Source organism: Lentzea sp. NPDC036955 (assembly GCF_055608005.1).
On the sequence record NZ_JBVJRC010000009.1, the window covers coordinates 340,606 to 360,636 of the forward strand.

Annotated in this window: 18 protein-coding genes and 1 pseudogene; 7 read left to right on the top strand and 12 right to left on the bottom strand. The window is 70.5% G+C overall.

Going from position 1 to position 20,031, the window contains the following annotated elements; genetic code table 11:
• Window positions 1–90: 90 nt before the first annotated feature.
• A complete protein-coding gene (locus ACZ7CF_RS30850; RefSeq protein ID WP_360396300.1) occupies window positions 91–648 on the top strand; it encodes a YceI family protein in 558 nt (185 codons plus the stop codon).
• 150 nt (window positions 649–798) lie between these two features.
• Window positions 799–1,449: a response regulator gene (locus ACZ7CF_RS30855; RefSeq protein ID WP_458431317.1), complete on the top strand. Its 651-nt coding sequence runs from the start codon at window positions 799–801 to the stop codon at window positions 1,447–1,449.
• Window positions 1,450–1,455: 6 nt separating this feature from the next.
• Here the strand turns inward: ACZ7CF_RS30855 and ACZ7CF_RS30860 are convergent, their stop codons facing one another.
• On the bottom strand, window positions 1,456–3,030 hold the full coding sequence (locus ACZ7CF_RS30860) for a sensor histidine kinase (RefSeq protein WP_470371288.1): 1,575 nt from the start codon (window positions 3,028–3,030) through the stop codon (window positions 1,456–1,458).
• A gap of 156 nt (window positions 3,031–3,186) precedes the next feature.
• Here ACZ7CF_RS30860 and ACZ7CF_RS30865 point away from each other — a divergent pair, with 156 nt between their 5' ends.
• Window positions 3,187–3,840 (top strand): hypothetical protein, encoded by a 654-nt coding sequence (locus ACZ7CF_RS30865; protein WP_470371228.1) that lies wholly within the window; start codon window positions 3,187–3,189, stop codon window positions 3,838–3,840.
• A gap of 60 nt (window positions 3,841–3,900) precedes the next feature.
• Here the strand turns inward: ACZ7CF_RS30865 and ACZ7CF_RS30870 are convergent, their stop codons facing one another.
• Both ACZ7CF_RS30870 and ACZ7CF_RS30875 read right to left on the bottom strand, forming a co-directional pair.
• Window positions 3,901–5,058, bottom strand: coding sequence for a hypothetical protein (locus ACZ7CF_RS30870; protein WP_470371229.1), 1,158 nt, complete (start codon window positions 5,056–5,058; stop codon window positions 3,901–3,903).
• 110 nt (window positions 5,059–5,168) lie between these two features.
• Window positions 5,169–5,723 carry a CGNR zinc finger domain-containing protein gene (locus tag ACZ7CF_RS30875; protein ID WP_360396292.1) on the bottom strand — a complete coding sequence of 185 codons (555 nt, stop codon included), beginning with the start codon at window positions 5,721–5,723 and terminating at the stop codon, window positions 5,169–5,171.
• Window positions 5,724–5,808: 85 nt separating this feature from the next.
• Between ACZ7CF_RS30875 and ACZ7CF_RS30880 the strand changes: the two genes are divergently transcribed.
• Together ACZ7CF_RS30880 and ACZ7CF_RS30885 are read left to right on the top strand one after the other, a co-directional pair.
• Window positions 5,809–6,243, top strand: coding sequence for a nuclear transport factor 2 family protein (locus tag ACZ7CF_RS30880; protein WP_360396291.1), 435 nt, complete (start codon window positions 5,809–5,811; stop codon window positions 6,241–6,243).
• A gap of 4 nt (window positions 6,244–6,247) precedes the next feature.
• Window positions 6,248–6,928 carry an MOSC domain-containing protein gene (locus ACZ7CF_RS30885; protein WP_360396289.1) on the top strand — a complete coding sequence of 227 codons (681 nt, stop codon included), beginning with the start codon at window positions 6,248–6,250 and terminating at the stop codon, window positions 6,926–6,928.
• 30 nt (window positions 6,929–6,958) lie between these two features.
• Here ACZ7CF_RS30885 and ACZ7CF_RS30890 read toward each other — a convergent pair.
• Both ACZ7CF_RS30890 and icmF read right to left on the bottom strand, forming a co-directional pair.
• Window positions 6,959–8,082, bottom strand: a pseudogene (locus ACZ7CF_RS30890) (IS630 family transposase).
• 308 nt (window positions 8,083–8,390) lie between these two features.
• The gene (icmF, locus tag ACZ7CF_RS30895; protein ID WP_470371230.1) at window positions 8,391–11,609 is read right to left on the bottom strand and encodes a fused isobutyryl-CoA mutase/GTPase IcmF; all 3,219 of its coding nucleotides are present in this window, start codon (window positions 11,607–11,609) and stop codon (window positions 8,391–8,393) included.
• A 185-nt stretch (window positions 11,610–11,794) separates the two neighbouring features.
• Here icmF and ACZ7CF_RS30900 point away from each other — a divergent pair, with 185 nt between their 5' ends.
• A complete protein-coding gene (locus tag ACZ7CF_RS30900) occupies window positions 11,795–12,097 on the top strand; it encodes an SH3 domain-containing protein (RefSeq protein ID WP_360396285.1) in 303 nt (100 codons plus the stop codon).
• A gap of 83 nt (window positions 12,098–12,180) precedes the next feature.
• Here ACZ7CF_RS30900 and ACZ7CF_RS30905 read toward each other — a convergent pair whose 3' ends face one another.
• On the bottom strand, window positions 12,181–13,182 hold the full coding sequence (locus ACZ7CF_RS30905; protein WP_470371231.1) for a polyprenyl synthetase family protein: 1,002 nt from the start codon (window positions 13,180–13,182) through the stop codon (window positions 12,181–12,183).
• A 157-nt stretch (window positions 13,183–13,339) separates the two neighbouring features.
• On the opposite strand from ACZ7CF_RS30905, the gene ACZ7CF_RS30910 reads away from it, so the two are divergent.
• Window positions 13,340–14,305, top strand: coding sequence for an aldo/keto reductase (locus ACZ7CF_RS30910; RefSeq protein WP_360396282.1), 966 nt, complete (start codon window positions 13,340–13,342; stop codon window positions 14,303–14,305).
• A gap of 47 nt (window positions 14,306–14,352) precedes the next feature.
• On the opposite strand, the gene ACZ7CF_RS30915 is transcribed toward ACZ7CF_RS30910, so the two are convergent.
• The 6 genes from ACZ7CF_RS30915 to ACZ7CF_RS30940 all read right to left on the bottom strand — a co-directional run bounded on the left by ACZ7CF_RS30915 (window position 14,353) and on the right by ACZ7CF_RS30940 (window position 20,012).
• The gene (locus ACZ7CF_RS30915; RefSeq protein WP_458431310.1) at window positions 14,353–15,543 is read right to left on the bottom strand and encodes an acyl-CoA dehydrogenase family protein; all 1,191 of its coding nucleotides are present in this window, start codon (window positions 15,541–15,543) and stop codon (window positions 14,353–14,355) included.
• A 1-nt stretch (window position 15,544) separates the two neighbouring features.
• Entirely contained in the window at window positions 15,545–16,393 is an 849-nt protein-coding gene (locus tag ACZ7CF_RS30920; protein ID WP_360396278.1) for a 3-hydroxyacyl-CoA dehydrogenase NAD-binding domain-containing protein, read from the bottom strand.
• Window positions 16,390–17,115: an acetoacetate decarboxylase gene (locus tag ACZ7CF_RS30925; RefSeq protein ID WP_360396276.1), complete on the bottom strand. Its 726-nt coding sequence runs from the start codon at window positions 17,113–17,115 to the stop codon at window positions 16,390–16,392. The genes ACZ7CF_RS30920 and ACZ7CF_RS30925 overlap by 4 nt, the downstream gene beginning before the upstream one ends.
• Complete coding sequence (locus tag ACZ7CF_RS30930; RefSeq protein WP_360396275.1) at window positions 17,112–17,858, bottom strand: crotonase/enoyl-CoA hydratase family protein; 747 nt, start codon at window positions 17,856–17,858, stop codon at window positions 17,112–17,114. The genes ACZ7CF_RS30925 and ACZ7CF_RS30930 overlap by 4 nt, the downstream gene beginning before the upstream one ends.
• Window positions 17,855–19,003 (bottom strand): CaiB/BaiF CoA transferase family protein, encoded by a 1,149-nt coding sequence (locus ACZ7CF_RS30935; RefSeq protein WP_470371232.1) that lies wholly within the window; start codon window positions 19,001–19,003, stop codon window positions 17,855–17,857. The genes ACZ7CF_RS30930 and ACZ7CF_RS30935 overlap by 4 nt, the downstream gene beginning before the upstream one ends.
• Before the next feature lie 103 nt (window positions 19,004–19,106).
• On the bottom strand, window positions 19,107–20,012 hold the full coding sequence (locus tag ACZ7CF_RS30940) for a LysR family transcriptional regulator (protein ID WP_360396271.1): 906 nt from the start codon (window positions 20,010–20,012) through the stop codon (window positions 19,107–19,109).
• Window positions 20,013–20,031 lie beyond the last annotated feature (19 nt).

Below are 20,031 nucleotides of genomic sequence, written 5' to 3' on the forward strand. Positions count from 1 at the left end.
CAGCATACGGGAATAGTTGACACATCATCCATGGTTGGTGCAAGGTAGATGACAGTTCAACCAACCCGACCGACCGAAGGACATACCGCCATGACCACGCCCACCAACCTCTCCGAACTGACCGGCGACTACGTCATCGACGCGTCGCACTCCCGCATCGGCTTCGTCGCCCGCCACGCGATGGTCACCAAGGTTCGTGGTGCGTTCAACGAGTTCGACGGCAAGATCAAGATCGACGGTGACAAGCCGGAGAACACCACCGCCGAGGTGACCGTGAAGGTCGCGACGATCGACACCCGCAACGCGCAGCGCGACGGCCACCTCACCACCAACGACTTCCTCGACGTCGAGACCTACCCGGAGATCAAGTTCGTCTCGACCTCCGCGAAGCAGGTCGACGACGGCAACTTCGAGATCACCGGTGACCTGACCATCAAGGACGTCACCAAGTCGATCACCATCCCGTTCGCGTTCGAGGGCGTGGCCGTGGACCCGTTCGGCAACACCCGCGTGGGCTTCGAGGGCTCGCACACCATCAACCGCAAGGACTACGGCGTCACCTGGAACGCGGCGCTGGAGACCGGCGGCGTGCTGGTGAGCGAGAAGGTCGTCCTCGAGTTCGAGATCTCGGCGATCAAGCAGGGCTGACCGCAGCAGGTCACGTCGTGACAGGTCCGGGCGCTTTCCAGCGACCCGGACCTTTCGCGTTCCAGCGGCCCCGGACGACGCCCGATCGGCCCAGTGCGGCGAGTGCCTCCAGGCCCCTCGGAGCAGTGTCCTTGGACTACCGTGAACCCCATGGCGACGCGTGTTTTCCTCGTCGACGACCACGAGATCGTCCGCCGCGGCATCGCGGACCTGCTCGGTGAGGAGCCCGACCTGGAGGTGGTCGGTGACGCCGCGACGGTCGCGGAGGCGCTGGCCGCGGTGCCGGAGGCCCAGGCCGACGTGGCGGTGCTCGACATCCGGCTCCCCGACGGCAACGGCATCGAGCTGTGCCGGGAGCTGCGCAGCCGCGTCCCCGGTCTGCAGTGCCTGATGCTGACGAGCTTCGCCGACGACGAGGCCCTGTTCGACGCGATCATGGCGGGCGCCTCCGGGTTCGTGCTCAAGCAGATCCTGGGCGCCGACCTGGTGAACGCGGTCCGCACGGTCGCCGCCGGCCAGTCGCTGCTCGACGCGCGCACGACCAGCGCCCTGCTCAACCGGATCCGCCGCGAACGCGAGGAGGGCGACCCGCTGCGCGTGCTCAGCGAGCAGGAGCGCACGGTGCTCGACCTCATCGGCGAGGGGCTGACGAACCGGCAGATCGCCGAGCGGATGTTCCTCGCGGAGAAGACCGTCAAGAACTACGTCTCGCACCTGCTGGCGAAGCTCGGCATGCAGCGCCGCACGCAGGCGGCGGTGTTCGCGTCGCAGTTCCGCAGGGACGGCGAGAAGCCCCGCTAGAACGGGCTAGGACGACCGGTCCAGCGGGACCCGCCACACCACGCGCGCTCCCCCGCCGTCGGCCGCGCGCACCGCGAACGTTCCGCCGAACTGCGCCGCCCGGTGCGCGAGGTTGCGCAGCCCGCTGCGCGCCACGTCGGGTGCGATGCCGATCCCGTTGTCCTGCACGGTGATCACCACGTCGTCGCCCGCGTCGACCAGCACCGTGAGCTCGGTGGCCTCCGCGTGCCGCACGGCGTTCGTGACGGCCTCGCGCACCACGGCCTCGACGTGTTCGGCGAGCTCGGGTGGCACGGAGTTGTCGACGGTGCCGGACATCCGCACGGCCGGGGACAGGTGCGTGGACTCGGTCAGGCCGGCGACGAGGTCGAGCAGGCGGCGGCGCAGCGAGGTGTTGTCGGTCGAGTGCAGGTCGAAGATCGAGGTGCGGATCTCGCGCACGGTCTCGTCGAGCTGCTCCACGGCGGTGCGCAGGCGGGCGGCGACCTCCGGTTCGGTGATGCGGCGCAGGGTGGCCTGCAGGGTCAGCCCGGTGACGAACAACCGCTGGATCACGTGGTCGTGCAGGTCGCGGGCGATGCGGTCGCGGTCCTCCAGCACGTACAGCAACCGTTGGGAGCGTTGCTGTTCCGCGAACTCCAGCGCCACCGCCGCCTGGTCGGCGAACGAGGCCAGCATCGGGACCTGGTCGGGCAGGAAGCGGGACTCGGTGCCGCGGCGCAGCACGACCAGGGCGCCGGTGACGGCGGAACCCGACCGCAGCGGCACCGCGAGCACGGAGCCGAAGGCGGCGGTGAGGTCGTCGGACAGCAGGGGTGTTCCGGTGCGGACCACCTCGTCGAGGGCGTAGTCGGCGGGGTCGAAGTCGCCGAGCCGCGCGCCCGCGTTCGCGGCCACCGCGAGCGGGGCGTGCCGGCCGTCGCCGAGCACCACCAGCGCCGCGTCGGCGGAGGCCAGCTCCACGGTCCGCTGGGTGATCAGGCGCAGCGCGTACTCACCGGACGCGCCGCCCAGCAGCTCGGAGTTGACCTCGCCGATGGCCTCCAGCCACCGTTCCCGCATCCGGGACTTCTCGAACAGCCGGGCGTTGTCGATCGCGATGCCCGCCGCCGCGGCCAGTGCCTGCAGGACCGCCTCGTCGTCGGCGGTGAACTCGGCGGCGTCGATCTTCTCGGTCATGTAGAGGTTGCCGAAGACCTCGTCGCGCACCCGCACCGGCACGCCGAGGAAGCTGTGCATCGGCGGGTGGTTCGGCGGGAAGCCGACCGACATGTCGTGCCGGGCCAGGTCGTGCAGCCGCAACGGGGTCGGGTCCTTGATCAGCAGCCCCAGCAGGCCCTTGCCCTCGGGCAGGTGGCCCATCTTCGCGCTCGTCTCCGCGTCCACGCCCACGTGGACGAACTCGGACAGGTCGTCGCGCGTCCCCAGCACGCCCAGCGCGCCGTAGCGGGCGCCGACGAGGTCGACGGCGGCCTGCACGATCCGCTGCAACGTCGAGTCGAGCTCCAGCCCGGACGCCACGGCGAGGACGGCGCCGAGCAGCTCCTGCATGTGGTCACGGGTGGTGACGATCTCGTCCATGCGATCCCGCACCTCGTCGAGCAGTTCGTCGAGGTCACGGCGGCCGGGAGGGGTGGGCACGCCGCTAGCGTCGCACACATCCCGCGATCACACGGCCCTGGCAAATGAGGACCTTCGGCCGTGGTCCGCGCACCGCGCTGCCCGGACAGTGAGGGCATGACCACCGTCGTGCCCGAATCGCTCGGACTGGCGGGTGAGGACGTGCGCGGGGTGCTCGCGCTCGCCACGCAGGCCGCGCCGCAGGTCCGGTTCGAGGTGCGGCCCGAGCGGATCGAGCTGCACACCACGAGCCCGCACAGCCGGGAGGCCAGGATCGCGTGCGGTGTGGCGCTGCTGAACGTCCGGCTGGCGTTGCAGGGCCACGGGATCCGCCCGCTGGTGACGCTGCTGCCGGGGGCCGGTGCGCACGACGCCGCCGCGGCCGTGCGGCTGGGCGGGCACCAGGACCCGGACCCGGACGTGCTCGCGCTGCTGCACGCCCTGCGCGCGCACCGTCGCACGTGGACGACGTTCCCCGGGGTGGGCCCCTGGCGCGGGCTGCTGTCGCGGGCCGCGGAGGTGGAACGCGCGTGGCTGCACGTGACACCCGGTGGGCAGGACCTGGTGCTGTGCACGTTCGCGCAGGGCGCCGCGGCGGAGATCCGTGCGGGGCAGGCGATGCAGCGGGTCGTCCTGACGGCGGCGACAGTCGGTGCGGCGGTGCTGCCCGCGCAGCCGCCGGTGAGCCTGTCCGCGTTGCGCGCGGACCTGCGCCCGTGCCTGGGCAGCACGCTGGTGCCGCAGGTGGTCCTGCGACTGGGCACGGGGTGACCGTGCCCGTCCCGTGCCGCGCGGGGGTCGAGCCCGCGGCACGGGACGGGCACGACCCCGTCAGCGGGCCAGCACGGCCCGCCACAGCACGCGTGCCAGCTCCGGGTGGCAGATGTCGTTGTGCGCACCCGCGATCCCGTCGCCGCGGCGGATCACCGACGAGCAGTCGACGTTGTGCACCTGACCCCTGACCAGGTCGCCGACCGACCCGACGTGGTGGCCGTGGACGTAGGTGCCTTGCACGCCATGGGCTCCGATGCCGCCGTACTTCGGGTACGCGTCGAGGTCGAGCTGCCGGCCCGACCGCGCGGCCAGCGGGTAGAACCGGCCGATCGCGTGGTCGTGCGCCGAGGTGGTCACGACGATCGGGCCGGGCACCCGGCCGAGCACGCCGCGGAAGTGACCGGCTCCCGGTTCGTCTGGCAGCCGTTCCGCGAACGACCACAGCGACATCGCGCCCTGCACCAGGGTGAGCGTCGCCGCCGGCACCGCGGTCGCCATGGCGGTCGCGGTGATGCAGCCGAAGCTGTGGCCCATCAGGTGGATGCGCGCGTCCGGTGCGGCTTGGGCGACCTCGCGGGCGATCCGGGCCGCACCGCTGTCGCCGAACACCCGCGCGCGTCGTTTCATCTTCCAGAACGTCAGGATTCGCAACGGCGACAGGATGCCACCGAGCGCGGGGTCCTCCAGGCACGCGCGGTAGAGCTGCTGGGGGTCGAACGGCATCCCGTCCTCGCCCGGCAGGTCCGGCACCGAGCCTTCGAGGTAGACGTAGGCCTCCTTGACGGCGGGCGACATCCGGCACGGGTGGTGCAGTGCGGCCTGCACGATCGTGCGCACCGCGGCCGTGCGGGCCGCTCCCCCGCCGAGCCGCGCGGCCGAGGCCCTGACGAACTCCTCCGACCTGACGTCCTCGTCGCCCCACGCCTTCGACGGCCAGTGCAGGCCGACCAGCAGTGCGCGGAACCCGCCCGGAAGCCGGTGCGCCGCCGCACGTTCCGCCCCGCAGGCGGCCATCGTCGCGACCCACTGGCCGTACTGGTGCCGGGCGGCCGGGACGTCACCGTTCCACCCGTGCACGAAGAAGAAAACATCGGTGACACCGGCGCGTGCGTCGCGTAGGACGTCCGCGCTGTCGTGCCCCCGCTCGTTGCCGGTCTCGTCGAAGCAGACGAGGTGATAGCTGATGTCGTGGCCTGGTACGGATTCTCGGGACATCGCGGATCACCACCACACAAAAAAGCGCTCCCTTGTCCACTTATCGGAACTCGGGCGGCTCACGTGTAGGCCGTGCGATCAGGAAAACCCGTTCGGACCAGGCGGTTCGCTCACTCGCCCGCCCGGTTGCGCCGGTAGTGCCTGGCCGCGCGGACCCGGTTGCCGCAGCCCGGTGAGCACCATTCCCGCCGCGGGTGGTCCTTCACGAAGTAGAGCACACACCCTGGCGCGTAACAGGCTCGCAACAGCACCTGCTGCTCGCCGGTGAACAGCTCCACCGCCTCGGCCGCGATAGAGGCCAGCGCGCGGTCGACCCGCGAACCGCCGACTTCGTTGCGCCGCACCAGTTTTCCGTCTTCCTCCGCGAGCTGCGGCCACTCGGTGGCGCGCTTGGCGGCGAGGTTGAGGTCGGTGACGGCCCGCGCGAGGTCGCGGTCCTGGGCGACCGCACGCGTGTCCTGCGTCAGCACGGCGGCGAGGTCCCGCAGGGCCTGGCGGAGCGTGCGGAACGCGCGCAGGTCGTCCTCGCCGGTCTCACCGGCGGCGAACCCGAGGAACCCGTTCAGCCCAGCGACGGTCACCAGGTCGTCGTTCACCTGCGACCGGTTCGCCCAGATCGTGTTCATGAGCAGGACCGGCCGGGGTTCGTCGGGCGTGAGCAACACGACCTAACGGTAACACGTCCTTGCATCCGTTAGTGCCATGTTCTAACGTTTGCGGCGTCTTCCAACCGTTGGAAAGGATGCCGCCGTGACCCTCGTGCCACCGTTCGACGCCGACACCGCCCGGCAGAAGGTGCAGGCCGCGCAGGACGCCTGGAACACCCGCGACCCGGAGCGCGTGGCCCGCGCCTACACACCGGACTCGGTGTGGCGCAACAGGTCCGAGTTCGTGCGCGGGACCGGCGAGATCGTCGCGTTCCTGACCCGCAAGTGGGAGCGCGAGCACGGCTACGCGCTCCGCAAGTCGCTGTGGGCGTTCGGCGACGACCGCATCGCCGTCCGCTTCCAGTACGAGTGGCACGACGACGACGGCCAGTGGTGGCGCAGCTACGGCAACGAGAACTGGGAGTTCGCTCCGTCCGGCCTGATGTCCCGGCGTGAGGCGAGCATCAACGACGTGCGGATCGCCGCCGCGGACCGGCGCGTCGACCCCACCTCCACCCACGACCTCCCGACGGAGTAGACCGATGCACGTCTCAGGACTGTGGCGCTACCCGGTGAAGTCGCTCGGCGGCGAGCAACTGGAGTCGGCGGCCTTCACCTCCGACGGGGTCGAGGGCGACCGGCTCGTGCACGTGCAGGGCCCGCGCGGGGTCCTGACCGGCCGCACCCGGTACGGCCTGCTGACCATCCCCGCGACGACCGGGCCGGACGGCCCGCTCGTGGACGGGCACCCGTGGGACAGCTGGGAAGCGCACGAGCGGGTGCTGCCGTTCGGCGGCCGGCTGACCCGCTACACCGGGCCGGAGCGCTTCGACGTGCTCAACGTCCTGGTGGCCACCGACGGCCAGGTCGCGGCGGCGGGCGTGGACGTGCGGCGGCTGCGGCCCAACATCCTCGTCGGCGGGGTCGAGGCCGGTGAGGAGGAGAGCTGGCCGGGGCACGCGCTGGTGGTCGGCGACGTCGTCATCGGCATGTACCGGCAGCGGGCGCGGTGCGTGGTGACGACGATCGACCCCGACACCGGGGCGCAGGACCTGGACGTGCACCGGCGGATCCGGCACGAGTTCGGCGGGGTGCTGTGCCTGGACAGCTGGGTGGTGCGGCCCGGCGTGGTGAACGTGGGCGACCCGGTCGAGCTGGTGCCGACCGACGAGCTGCCCGACCGGGTGGGCGGGTGGATCGTCGGCCGGCCCTACGCCGTCTAGTGCGTTGACCACATAGGTTCGCCGGGTTGGTCAGGCTGCTCGTGGTCGGCCCCAGCGTTGGTGGCGTTCGCTGCGGATGCGTGCTCGTTCGCGGCGTTGGGCGGCGAGGACGTCGGGGTGGCGGGCGTTGGCGTTGCGCCAGCGCAGGTGTTGTTGGAGCCGGCGTGCCAGAACCGTGTGGTTGGGGTGGTCGGAGTTGGCGATGACGAAAGTGCGCAGTGGTCCGAACTGCGGCTCGATGGGGTTGGCCCAGGAGGCGTAGGTCGGGGTCAGGCAGATCTCGACGTTGTTGTCGGCGGCCCAGGTGAGGATCTTCGGAGTTTTGTTGGCCGACAGGTTGTCCATGATCACGTAGATCGGTGCGCCGTCCGGTCTGGCCGCCCTGATCGATTTCAGGGCGGCCAGGCTGTGGTCACCGCCCTTGCGGCGGCGGGTGACGCCCCAGAGCGTGTCGTCGCCGATGGAGTAGCAGCCGTGGAAGTAGCGGATGCCGTGCGTGCGTCGGTAGGTCGCCGGAATCCGGTCGGGACGCGTGCGCGGTGCCCAGCCGCAGCCGTGGTGCGGGCGGATCGACAGCGGCCCGGATTGGTCGAAGGCGAAACACCGCCGTGGGAAGCGGGTCAGGACTTCGTCGATGCGGTCGAGCTTGGCGTCGAAGGCCGGATCGTTGGAGGTCTTCCAGGTCCGGGTGCGCTGGAAGCTGATGCCGTGACTGTGCAGGATCTGCCGAAGCCGCTCACGGCCGATCCGCACCCGCCGGCCGGGGTTGCGGTGCAGGTGGGCGGCGAGTTTGCGCAGGCTCCAGCGGGTGAAGGGCAGGCCCGCCCCGGCAGGGCGGGCCTTGGCCGTCGCCACGACGAACGCGATGTCGTCAGGGCTGATCAGGCGGGGACGGCCTCCCGCCCAGCTAGGGCCCAGCTAGGGCCCAGCGCCGCCAGGCCGCGGGCGTTGAAGTCATGAATCACGTCCCGCACCGTGTCGGCGTCCGCCGCGACCAAGCGCGCGATCGACGGCGCGGGCGTCCCGGACGACGAGGCCAGGATGATCATCGCCCGACGCATCCGGATCGTGCCCTGCTTGCCCCGACGCACATAGTTCAGCAGGCGGCGGCCCTCGTCCTCGGTCAATCGACGTGCTCTGACCGGCTCGGCCATCGACCCGTCCTCATGCTCGGCGGCCACTACGTCACCGCCGAGCATGGGATCACCACAAGCCTGCGTCAGGGATCTTGTCCGGCGTGTCCCCAACCCGGTGAACGTATCTGGTCAACGCACTAGCCCCTTGCCCCTGTCGGCAAGGGCGTCTGCAAGTACCACCAACCCTTGATCAAACCGCCGCCAACTACTACCAACATGTTCGTCGTCCACCGAATTAGGACCGCGTCGGCAGGCGGTCGGAGGCGCTGTTGGTAGTAGAAAAGTGCCTGTTGATGTTGAGTTGGTGGTACTTGCAGAAGCAGGGGTCAGATGTTGCGGCGGTACTGGCCGCCCACCTCGAAGAACGCCTCGGTGATCTGCCCGAGCGTGCACACGCGTGCGGCGTCCATCAGCACGGCGAACACGTTCTCGTTCGTCTGCGCCACCTCGCGCAGGCGTGCGAGGGCCTTCTGGGCCTCGTCGCGGTGCGCGGCCTGGAACGCGCGGGTCCGCTCGACCTGCGACTCCTTCTCTTCCTCGGTGGCGCGCGCGAGCTCGATCTTCACGACCTCGCGGGTGCCGTCCTCCGGCAGGAAGGTGTTGACGCCGACCAGCGGCAGCGAGCCGTCGTGCTTGCGCTGCTCGTAGAGCATCGACTCGTCCTGGATGCGGCCGCGCTGGTAGCCGGTCTCCATCGCGCCGAGGACGCCGCCGCGTTCGGAGATGCGGTCGAACTCCATCAGCACGGCCTCTTCGACGAGGTCGGTCAGCTCGTCGATGACGAACGAGCCCTGCAGCGGGTTCTCGTTGGCCGAGAGGCCCCACTCCTTGTTGATGATCATCTGGATGGCCATCGCGCGCCGGACGGACGACTCCGTGGGAGTGGTGATCGCCTCGTCGTAGGCGTTGGTGTGCAGGGAGTTGCAGTTGTCGTACAGCGCGCACAACGCCTGCAGCGTGGTGCGGATGTCGTTGAAGTCCATCTCCTGCGCGTGCAGCGAACGGCCCGAGGTCTGCACGTGGTACTTGAACTTCTGCGACCGCTCCGAGGCGCCGTAGCGGTCGCGCATGGCCACGGCCCAGATCCGCCGGGCGACGCGGCCGATGACGCTGTACTCCGCGTCCATGCCGTTGGAGAAGAAGAACGACAGGTTCGGCGCGAAGTCGTCGATGTTCATGCCGCGCGCCAGGTACGACTCGACGTAGGTGAAGCCGTTGGCGAGCGTGAAGGCGAGCTGGCTGATGGGGTTCGCCCCGGCCTCGGCGATGTGGTAGCCCGAGATGGACACCGAGTAGAAGTTGCGCACCTGCTGCTGGATGAACCACTCCTGGATGTCCGCCATCATGCGCAGCGAGAACTCCGTGGAGAAGATGCAGGTGTTCTGGCCCTGGTCCTCCTTGAGGATGTCGGCCTGCACGGTGCCGCGGACGTTGGCCAGCGCGAACGCCTTGATCCGGGCGTGCTCCTCCGCGGACGGCTCGCGGCCCTCCTCGGCGGTGAACTTCGCGACCTGCTGGTCGATCACGGTGTTGAGGAAGTACGCGAGGATCGTCGGCGCCGGGCCGTTGATCGTCATCGACACCGACGTCGTCGGCGCGACCAGGTCGAAGCCGTCGTAGAGCGCCTTCATGTCGTCCAGCGACGCGATCGAGACACCGGAGGTGCCGATCTTGCCGTAGACGTCCGGCGGGGTGTCGGGGTCGCGGCCGTAGAGCGTCACCGAGTCGAACGCGGTCGACAGGCGGGTGGCCGGATTGCCCTTCGACAGGTACTTGAAGCGGCGGTTGGTGCGGAACGCGTCGCCCTCGCCCGCGAACATGCGCGCCGGGTCCTCGCCCTCGCGCTTGAACGGGAAGACGCCCGCGGTGAACGGGAAGAAGCCCGGCAGGTTCTCCTTGCGCAGGAACCGCAGCAGCGAGCCCTCGTCGTCGTACCGGGGCAGGCTGACGCGGCGGACCTGGTTGCCGGACAGCGTCTCCCGCGTGAGCCTGGTGCGGATCTCCTTGTCGCGCACCGTGAACACGAGCTCGTCACCGCTGTACTGCTCGACGGTCGCGGGCCACGCACCGAGCAGGTCGGTGGTGTCGCGGTCGAGGCCGCGCTCGGCGGCGGAGGCGAGCTCCGCGATGTCCGCGACGCCCTTCCCCGCTGCCTCCAGCGCCTTCTGCGCCGCGGTGAGCTGGGTGTGCGCGCGGACCGCGGCGACCTGCTCCTCGGTGCGGCGGTGGTAGCCGCGCACGGTGTCGGAGATGTCGCTGAGGTAGCGGGCGCGGGAGGCGGGCACGACGGTGGACGCGCTGGTCGACGTCTTGCCGGAGACCGGTGCCAGCGCGCCGTCCTCGACGTGCAGGCCGTGCTCCTTCAGGCCGTCGCGCAGGAACTGGTAGAGCGCGGTGACGCCGTCGTCGTTGAACGTCGCGGCGGACGTGCCGTAGACCGGCATGTCCTCCCACTTCACGCCGAACGCCTCGCGGTTGCGGACCATCTGGCGGGCCACGTCGCGGCGCGCGTCCTCGGCACCGCGGCGCTCGAACTTGTTGATCGCCACGGCGTCGGCGTAGTCGAGCATGTCGATCTTCTCGAGCTGCGACGCGGCACCGAACTCCGGCGTCATCACGTACAGCGAGAAGTCGACGAACGGCACGATCGCCGCGTCGCCCTGGCCGATGCCGGGGGTCTCGACGATGACCAGGTCGGCACCGGAGGCCTTGCACGCCACGATCGCCTGCTCCAGGCCGTCCGGGATCTCGCTGCCGGCGCGGCGCGTGGCCAGCGAGCGGAAGAACACCCGGTCGCCGTCGAGGCAGTTCATCCGGATCCGGTCGCCGAGCAGCGCGCCACCGCCGCGGCGCCGGGTCGGGTCGACCGCGAGCACGGCGATGCGCAGCTTGTCCTGCTGGTCGAGCCGGAAGCGGCGGACGAGCTCGTCGGTGAGCGACGACTTGCCGGAGCCACCGGTGCCCGTGATGCCGAGCACCGGGACCTTGCGCGTGGCCTCCAGCGGCTCGGCCGTGCCCGCCTCGATGTGCGTGATCGCGCGCGCCAGGGCCTCGTCGGCTCCCGTCAGCAGCGCGTCGTGGCTGAACGGCGCGGTGAGCGCGTGGTCGCACTCCTCGATCATCAGGTTGATCATGCGGGCGAGGCCGAGCGTCTGCCCGTCCTGCGGCGAGAAGATCCGCGCGACCCCGCGGGAGTGCAGCAGCTCGATCTCCTCGGGCACGATGACGCCGCCACCGCCGCCGTAGACCCGGATGTGCCCGGCACCGCGCTCGTTCAGCAACTCGACCAGGTACGAGAAGTACTCGACGTGCCCGCCCTGGTAGGCGCTGATGGCGATGCCCTGCGCGTCCTCCTGGACCGCCGCGGTCACGACCTCGGCGACCGACCGGTTGTGCCCGAGGTGGATGACCTCCGCGCCCTGCGCCTGCAGGATGCGCCGCATGATGTTGATCGCCGCGTCGTGGCCGTCGAAGAGGCTGGACGCGGTCACGAAGCGCACCGGGTTGACCGGCTTGTGCAACGCGGGCGCGAGGGACGTCGTCATGAGAATAGTTTGACTTCCTACTATTGGACGTGCAACCGAGGGTGGTCCAGGTCTCTGTATCGAACCCGAACCCGGCACCCCGACTGTGCTCCGCACGCCTCAACCGGGACTCGGCGGGCGGTTGCGCTCCCGGCGACAGATCCGGTAGGCATGTATTCAGATCGTTCAAACCTGGGGGGTTTCGAATGTCTCTGTTCCGCATGCTCGCGTCCGCCACCGTGGTGTCCGCGGCTGCCATCACCCTCGTCGCCGCTCCTGCGAGCGCCGACCCGCTGCAGAACTCGGGCGACTTCAAGGTCGCCGGCGTCAACATCCGCTCCGGACCCGGCACGGGGTACACCGTCCTGGGCTCGGGCTACCCCGGTCAGTACGCGTACCTGTCCTGCGGGCAGGCCGTGTCCGGCTGGGAGTGGATCGAGGTGCAGAACGTGGCGACGGGTGTCCGCGGTTGGGCGAAGAACGACCTGATGTACGCCTACTGCAGCTGATTCCGGCCGGTGTTCCGGCAGGGCGGTCGTCCTGCCGGAACACGGTGGCCGACCGGGACCAGCGAGCAACCGAACCACCTACCTCACGACGGCACCTGATCCGCGGTCGCCTGAGCGGGCACGACGACCGCGGGAACGCGCACCGGCGAGAACCGGCCGGTCGTCACCGCCACCGCCAGCCCGGCCAGCTCGTCCACCGCCCGCTGCCGCACACCCGCCGCGCGCAGGTGACCGAGCGCGCTGTCCAGCAACACCCCGGCCTGCTGCTCGCACCACCGGCGCCCGCCCGCCTGCTCGACCGCGCGGGCCTGCTCCGCGGGTGAGCCGGTCAACTCGGCACCGGCGGCCAGCGCGGCCACCACGGGGAGCGTGCGGCGGTCGTGCGCCAGGTCGTCGTGCAGTGGACGGCCGGAGACCGCGGGGCCGCCCCACAGGGCGAGGACGTCGTCGACGTGCTTGCGCGCCAGGCCGAGGTGGTCGCCGAACGCGCGGAGGCGACCGGCTTGGTCACGGGTCGCGCCGGCGGCCAGTGCGCCCAGCTCGCACGCGCAGGCCGCGAGGGAGGCGTGCTGGGCGGCGGCGACGCGCAGGTGCTCGGTGACCTCGACGGTGCCGGGGCGTCCGGCCATCTCGACCTCCCGCACGTAACCGTCCACAACGGACAGCAGTGCCGCGTTGAGCGCCATCACCCCGGGCCCGGTGAGGTGGGTGAACGCGAGCGTCAGCAGGGCGTCCGCCGCCGAGACGGCCCGGCGGTCGCCGAACTCCACCCACGCGCTCGGCCGGGAGCCGCGGCGGGCCGCGCGAGTCATCAGGTCGGCGTGCACCTGGTCGTGCAGGTGCGCGAGCTGCAATGCCACGGCGACCTCGACAGCGGCATCCGCGCTGCCGACGGACTCCGCGGCGAGCAGGGCCAGAGCGGCGACGAGGGGGTCCTGCCCGGCCAGGTGGTGGCCGACGACCGCGCGGGTCTGGTCCGGCAACGTGGCGATGGCGGCCGTCAGCGGTGCCTCGACCACGGCACGGCTCCAGGCCAGCACCTCTCCAGCGGGTCGCGCCGCGGTGACCACGTCGGTGCTCGTCATGCCCACAGAAGCTAGACCCGCGAGCCGGTGCCTCCGGGTGCGCAGCCACTGTCGTGTCGAGAAGGGGCACGATCCGGCGATCGGGACTACGTTGATGTTGAACGGGTTGTTGTCGCCATCACCCGACCGTGACCGTCGTTTTCCTGAGGGGCTGAACGTGCGCTACACCAAGCTCGCCGGCATGGACGTGTCGGAGATCTGTCTCGGCATGATGAGCTACGGCGATCCGTCGCTGGGCACGCACCCGTGGTCGATGCCGGAGGAGGAGGCCCGGCCGTTCATCAAGAACGCCCTTGAAGCCGGCATCAACTTCTTCGACACGGCCAACGTCTACTCGGCGGGGTCGTCTGAGGAGTTCACCGGTCGCGCGCTCAAGGACTTCGCCCGCCGCGACGAGGTCGTGCTCGCCACCAAGGTGAACGGCCGCATGCACGCCGGCCCGAACGGCGCCGGCCTGTCGCGCAAGGCGATCCTCGCCGAGATCGACAACTCGCTGCGCCGGCTGGGCACCGACTACGTGGACCTGTACCAGATCCACCGCTTCGACCCCGCCGTCCCGCTGGAGGAGACCCTCGAGGCGCTGCACGACGTCGTGAAGTCCGGCAAGGCCCGCTACCTCGGCGCCTCGTCGATGTACGCGTGGCAGTTCTCCAAGGCGTTGTACACGCAGCGGGCGAACGGCTGGACGCGGTTCGTGTCCATGCAGAACCACTACAACCTCCTCTACCGCGAGGAGGAGCGCGAGATGCTGCCGCTGTGCGCGGACCAGGGCATCGCGGTCATCCCGTGGAGCCCGCTGGCGCGCGGGCGGCTGACCCGCGACTGGGACGCCACGACCGCACGCGCGGAGACCGACGAGTTCGGGTCGACGCTGTACGTCGAGTCGGACCGGGCGATCGTCGAGCAGGTGGCCGCGGTCGCCGCCGCGCGGGGCGTCTCGCGGGCGCAGGTGGCGCTGGCGTGGCTGCTGCGCAACCCGGTCGTGACGGCGCCGATCGTCGGCGTCACGAAGCCCGCGCACCTGGACGACGCGGTGGCGGCGCTGGACTTCGAGCTGACCGACGACGAGGCGCGCTCGCTGGAGCAGGCCTACCAGCCGCACCGCGTCGCCGGGCACGGCTGACATGGCAAGGGCCGCCGGTGCCCACCGGCGGCCCTTCTGCGCCGTGCCTACACGAACGCGCTCTCGCCCGTGATCGCCTTGCCCACGATCAGGGTGTTCATCTCCCGCGTGCCCTCGAACGAGTAGATGGCCTCGGCGTCGGCGAAGAACCGCGCCACGTCGTGCTCCAGCACGATCCCGTTGCCGCCGAAGATCTCCCGCGCCCACGCCACGACCTCGCGCATCCGCGCGGTGACGAACGCCTTGGCGAGCGAGGAGTGCTCGTCGCGGAAGATGCCGGCGTCCTGGAGCCGGGCGAGCTGCACCAGCATGCCCCAGCAGGCGGTGATGTTGCCCAGCGACTTCACCAGCAGGTCCTGCACCAGCTGGAAACCGGCGATCGGGCGGCCGAACTGCTCGCGCTCACGGGCGTAGGCGAGCGCGGCCTCGTAGGCTCCGATCATCACGCCAAGCGCCTGCCACGCGACACCGCCGCGGGTGGCGCGCAGGATCTCCGCGACGTCGCGGAACGAGTTGATGTTCTGCAACCGGTTCGCCTCGGGCACGCGGACGTCGGTGAGGGTGATCTCGGCGTTCTCGACGATCCGGAACGCGATCTTGCCCTCGATCTTGGCCGCGGTGAAGCCGGGCATGCCCTTCTCGACCACGAAACCCTTGACCTGGTTGTCGTCCAGGTCGCGCGCCCACACGACCACGTAGTCGGCGAAGGTGGCGTTGCCGATCCACCTCTTGGCGCCGTTGAGCACCCACGTGTCGCCGTCGCGCTGGGCCGTGGTGCGCATGCCGCCCGCGACGTCGGAGCCGCCGAGCGGTTCGGTCATCGCGAACGCGCCGATCTTGTCCATCGCTGCCATGGCGGGCAGCCAGCGGTCGCGCTGCTCCTGCGAGCCGCCGGAGTAGATCGAGTACATCGCGAGTCCGTTGTGGACGCCGAAGAACGTGGCGACCGAGGCGTCGGTGCGGGTGAGCTCCATCGCCAGCATGCCGGTGAGCAGGTTGCTGACGGCGGCCGGGTGCTCGCCGTAGCCCTCGTAGGACAGGGCGGTGAGGCCGGCGCCGCGGAACTTGTCGATGAGCTCCGGCGGGAACTCGCCGCGCGCCCAGAACTCGTTGACCATCGGCTTGACCTCGGTGGCCATGAACTCGCGGGCGTGCAGCAGGATCTTGCGCTCCTCGTCGCTCAGCAGCGCCTCGTAGTCGTAGAAGTCGGCGACGAGCTGGTCTTCGATGCGGTCCATGTCAGTTGTCCTCCACTGCGGTCAGAACGGCGAGCTGCTTGCGGTCGCGCGCCTCGGCCAGCGCCGAGTACGTGGAGGAGCCGTAAGCGTCTTCCACGGCCCTGATGAGCCGTTCGGGGTCGTCCGAGGGGGTGCCGAGCGCCAGGTCCCGCATGGACCTGCCGATGTGCTCGGCGAGGTGCCGGTACCCGCCGGGGCCGCCACCGAGGTGGGCGCCGAGGAACGGGCCGACGGTCGCCCAGCGGATGCCGAGCGAGCTGGTCACGACGGTGTCGAGGTCCTGCGGTGTGACGACGCCCTGCTCGACGAGGTAGGCGGCCTCGCGGGAGAGCGCGGCCTGCAGCCGGTTGCCGACGAAGCCGGGGACCTCCTTGCGCTCCACGACCGGCGTGCGGCCGACGGAGCGGTAGAACTCGACGGCGCGGCTGACCGACTCCTCGGTCGTCTGCTCGCCCGGCACGACCTCGACCAGCGGGATCACGTGCGGCGGGTTGAACGGGTGTCCGATCAGGACACGCGATCCGTCGATGCCCTCGGTGAACGCGGTGGACGGGATCGCGGACGACGAGCTCAGCAGCAACGCGTGCGCGGGGGCCTCGCGGACCAGCTCGGCGAACAGGGTCTTCTTGAACTCCAGGTCCTCCGGGCCGTTCTCCTGCACGAGGTCCGCGTCCCGCACCGCGTCCGCGACGGTCGCCGCGACCTCGACGCCGTCGGGGACCACCAGGTCGGGGCGGGGGTCGGCGACGCGCACGGTCAGGCCGTGCTCGCAGAACAGGCGGGCCCACGACAGGCCGATCACCCCCGCACCGATGACGGCGACGGTGCTGACCTTCTTCCCGGTGTTCACGCTTCCTCCAAGTAGTTGTGGACCGGCTTGGCGGGAGCGAGCGTCAGGTCGGTGACGATGTGGCTGGCGGACACGACCTCCAGCACGGGGAGGTCGGCGAGCGGTGCGAGGACGTGCTGGAACAGCTGCAGGCGCGCGGGCCCGGTGTACGCGGCCTTGACCACGACGTCCGTGATCCGCGTGCGCACGAGCTCCTGGACCCGCGGCGTTCCGTCATATCCGGGGATGGTCTTCAGCATGAACGTTGGAACCGTGATCTCCGCCTCAGCCAGACGGGTGTCCAGTTCGTACTGCTTGTACCCCATGGTCGCGGTGGCCACCCGGACGGTGCCGTAGTCGAGGGTCCCGACCAGGGCACCGCGGTCGGCGTAGAGCGACGGCGAGCCCATCACCTTCGGGTAGGCGCTCACCTCGCGGCCGGACGCGGTGGCGGCGAAGCTGTCGAGGTACATCGCGTGCAGGTACTCGCCGCGTTCGCCGTCGAACACGACCGGGATCGCCTGACCGGCCTCGGTGTAGGGGCCGTAGCCGGTCACGTCGGTCATCTTCATGACCTCGAACCGGACCAGCGGCTCGTCGACCTCCAGCGGCTGCGGCACGACGGCGCGCAGCGCCTCGGGATCGGTGCGGTAGACGATGTTGAGGTACTCGCGGTCGAAGAACCGGGGCTGCACGGCGGGAAACGCCGGTGCGCTCAACGGTGTGACACCCAGCACGGTCATTCTCCTGTCCACTGCGGAGCCCGGCGCTCGGCGAACGCGGTCATGCCCTCGCGCACGTCGGCGGTGCTCATCAACTTCGCGATCTCCTCGCGCTGGGCGGTCCAGCGGTCGGCGGACCGCACGACCGTCTTCACGGCGGCCAGCGCGAGCGGTGCGTTGCGCGCGATCTGCTCGGCCAGCTGCACTGCCACGGCGGCGGCCTCACCCGGTGCCACGACCCGGTTCGCCAGGCCCAGCTCACCCGCGTGGCGGCCGTCGATCGGCTCGCCGGTGAGCAGCAGCTCCAGCGCCAGGTGGTGCGGGATGCGGTCGGTGAGCCGCACGACTCCGCCGCCCGCGGCGATCAGACCGCGCTTGACCTCGGGCAACGCGAACCGCGCATCCTCGGCAGCGACGATCAGGTCGCAGGCCAGTGCCAGCTCGAACCCGCCGCCCAGCGCGACGCCCTCGACGGCGGCGACCAGCGGCTTGGTCAGCTCGGCCTCGGTCAGCCCGCCGAACCCGCGGCCGGGCACCGACGGCGACTCGCCCTTCAGCGCGGCCTTGAGGTCCATGCCGGCGCTGAACGTGCCACCGGCTCCGGTCAGCACGCCGGCCCGCAGCTCGGGTGTGGTCTCCAGCTCGTCCAGTGCGGCGGTGAGGCCACCGGCGACGGCCGCGTTGACGGCGTTGCGCGCCTGCGGGCGGTCGAGGGTGATGAGCAGCACCGAGCCGATGCGTTCGGTGCGGACTTCGGCGGTCATGCGAGCTCCTTCAGGACTTCCGCGGTGTCCTGGCCGGGCACGGGGGCGAGCCGGCGGACGGTGGCGGGGGTCGCGGAGAACCGGACGGGGATGCCGATCGAGCGGATCTCGCCCTCGGTCGGGTGCCGCACGGTGTCGAGCAGGTGACCGTCGCGGACGTAGTCGTCCTCGTGCGCCTTGTCGAGCTCCAGCACCGGCCCGAACGGGATGCTGTGCTTCGCGCACACCTCGGCCCACTCCTCGGTGGGCAGGGCGGCGGCGCACCCGTCGACGAGGCCCATGAGGTCGTCGCTGTCGCCGGGGTCGATCCGCTCACCGGCCACCCGCGGGTCCTCGACCAGGTCGGGGCGCCCGGCGGCGGCGAAGAAGTCGCGGAAGTTCTGCGGGGTGTACGGGACGACGCAGGCGAGACCGTCCGCGGTGTGCACGGCGTGGTGGCCCCTGGCCATCGACAGGCCGAACCCAGTCGGGCCCTCCTCCGGCACGAACGCGTGGCCCGACAGGTGCTCGACCAGGTTGAACGCGATCATCGTGTCCGCCATCGGCACCTCGACCCGCTGGCCCTGGCCGGTGCGGTCCCGGTGCACGAGCGCCGCGAGCACGCTGTAGGCGATGGTCAGCGACGACACCTTGTCGCCGATGATCGTCGGCAGGTAGACCGGCCGGCCCAGCGCGCGGTTCGCGATGTCGACCAGCCCGGACGCGCCCTGGATCGTCTCGTCGTAGGCGGCGGTGCCGGCGCGGTCGGAGTCGCCGCGGAAGCCCTGGGCGTGGGCGTAGACGAGACCGGGGTTGCGCCCGGCGACGTCGGCGTAGTCCAGGCCGAGCCTGCTCAGCGCGCCGGGCCGCATGTTGGTGATCAGCACGTCGGCGGTGTCGATCAGCTTGAGCGCGCACTCGCGGTCGTCCTCGTCCTTCAGGTTCAGGGCGATGCTGCGCTTGTTGCGGTTGACGTTGAGGCTGAGCGGCGTCATGCCGGGGGTGGTGCGGTGGCGGCCGTTGCGCACGGTGTCGACCGGGGACTCGATCTTGATCACGTCGGCGCCGAGGTCTCCGAGGATCTGGGCCGCGTACGGGCCCATGACCACGGTCGAGAGGTCGATCACCCGCACGCCGTCCAACGGACCGGTGGTGATGTCCTGCATCGTTCGTCCTTTCGAAGTTCCTGCACCACCGAAGTTAGTGCGGGTTTTCTCCGAAGGGAACGATCAAGTCGCTCACAATGGCATGACCACGGCGGTCACACCATTATTTCGCGATCGGTTCCGCGAACAGCTCTTGCGCGATCCGGACGATTTCCCGGAGGTCGCCCTCGCCGCGGTCGTGCCGCCACAGCAGGCCGGTGTCGAGCTGGGCGCGGAAGTCGGCGAACGGCAGGACCACCATGTTCTCCAGCTGGTAGCCCCGCATCGAGCTCTCCTCGTCGAGCATCGAGACGGAGAACGCGAGCCCGCCGGACACCAGCTCGCTCACGCCGCCGTAACCGGTGTTCGTGAGCTGGATGCGCTTCTTGATGCCCAGTTCGTTCAATTGCGCGTCGAGCTGCTCGAAATACGACGGCATGATTTCCTCGGGCGACCGCGCATAGGCGAGATCGGTGAGTTCGGCCAGTTTGACGGAGTCGTGCCCGGCGAACCGGTCGGCCGGGACGACCGCCCCGAGCCGTTCCGACATCACGTGCACCGTCGCGAGCGCGGGCTCCTGCACCGGCAGCCTGGCCAGCGTGAGCCCGAGCCTGCCGTCCTTCACCCCCTCGACGAGGTCCGTGCTCGACCCCGGCCACCGCTTGAGCTCGAACCGCCCGCACACCCGTTCCGCGAGGACCGCCACGCGTTCGCGCAGGGCCGGGTGCACGCCGGGGGGCATGCCGACGAACACCGTCGCGCGCTGCGGCCCGGTCGCCTCGTCGAGCCGCCACCGGATCGACCCGACCCGGTCGAGCACGTCCCGCGCGAGGGGCAGCAGCGCCGTGCCCGCCTCCGTGAGCGCGACGTGGTGGGTGCTGCGGTCGAACAGCTGCCTGCCCAGCTCGTGCTCCAGGTCCTTGATCCGCTGACTGAGCGGCGAGGCGGCCATGTGCAGCTTGCGGGCGGCCGCGGAGAAGTTGAGCTCCTCGGCGACCGCGACGAAGTACCTGAGGTGCAGCAGTTCCACGGACCCCAGACTAGGCCGT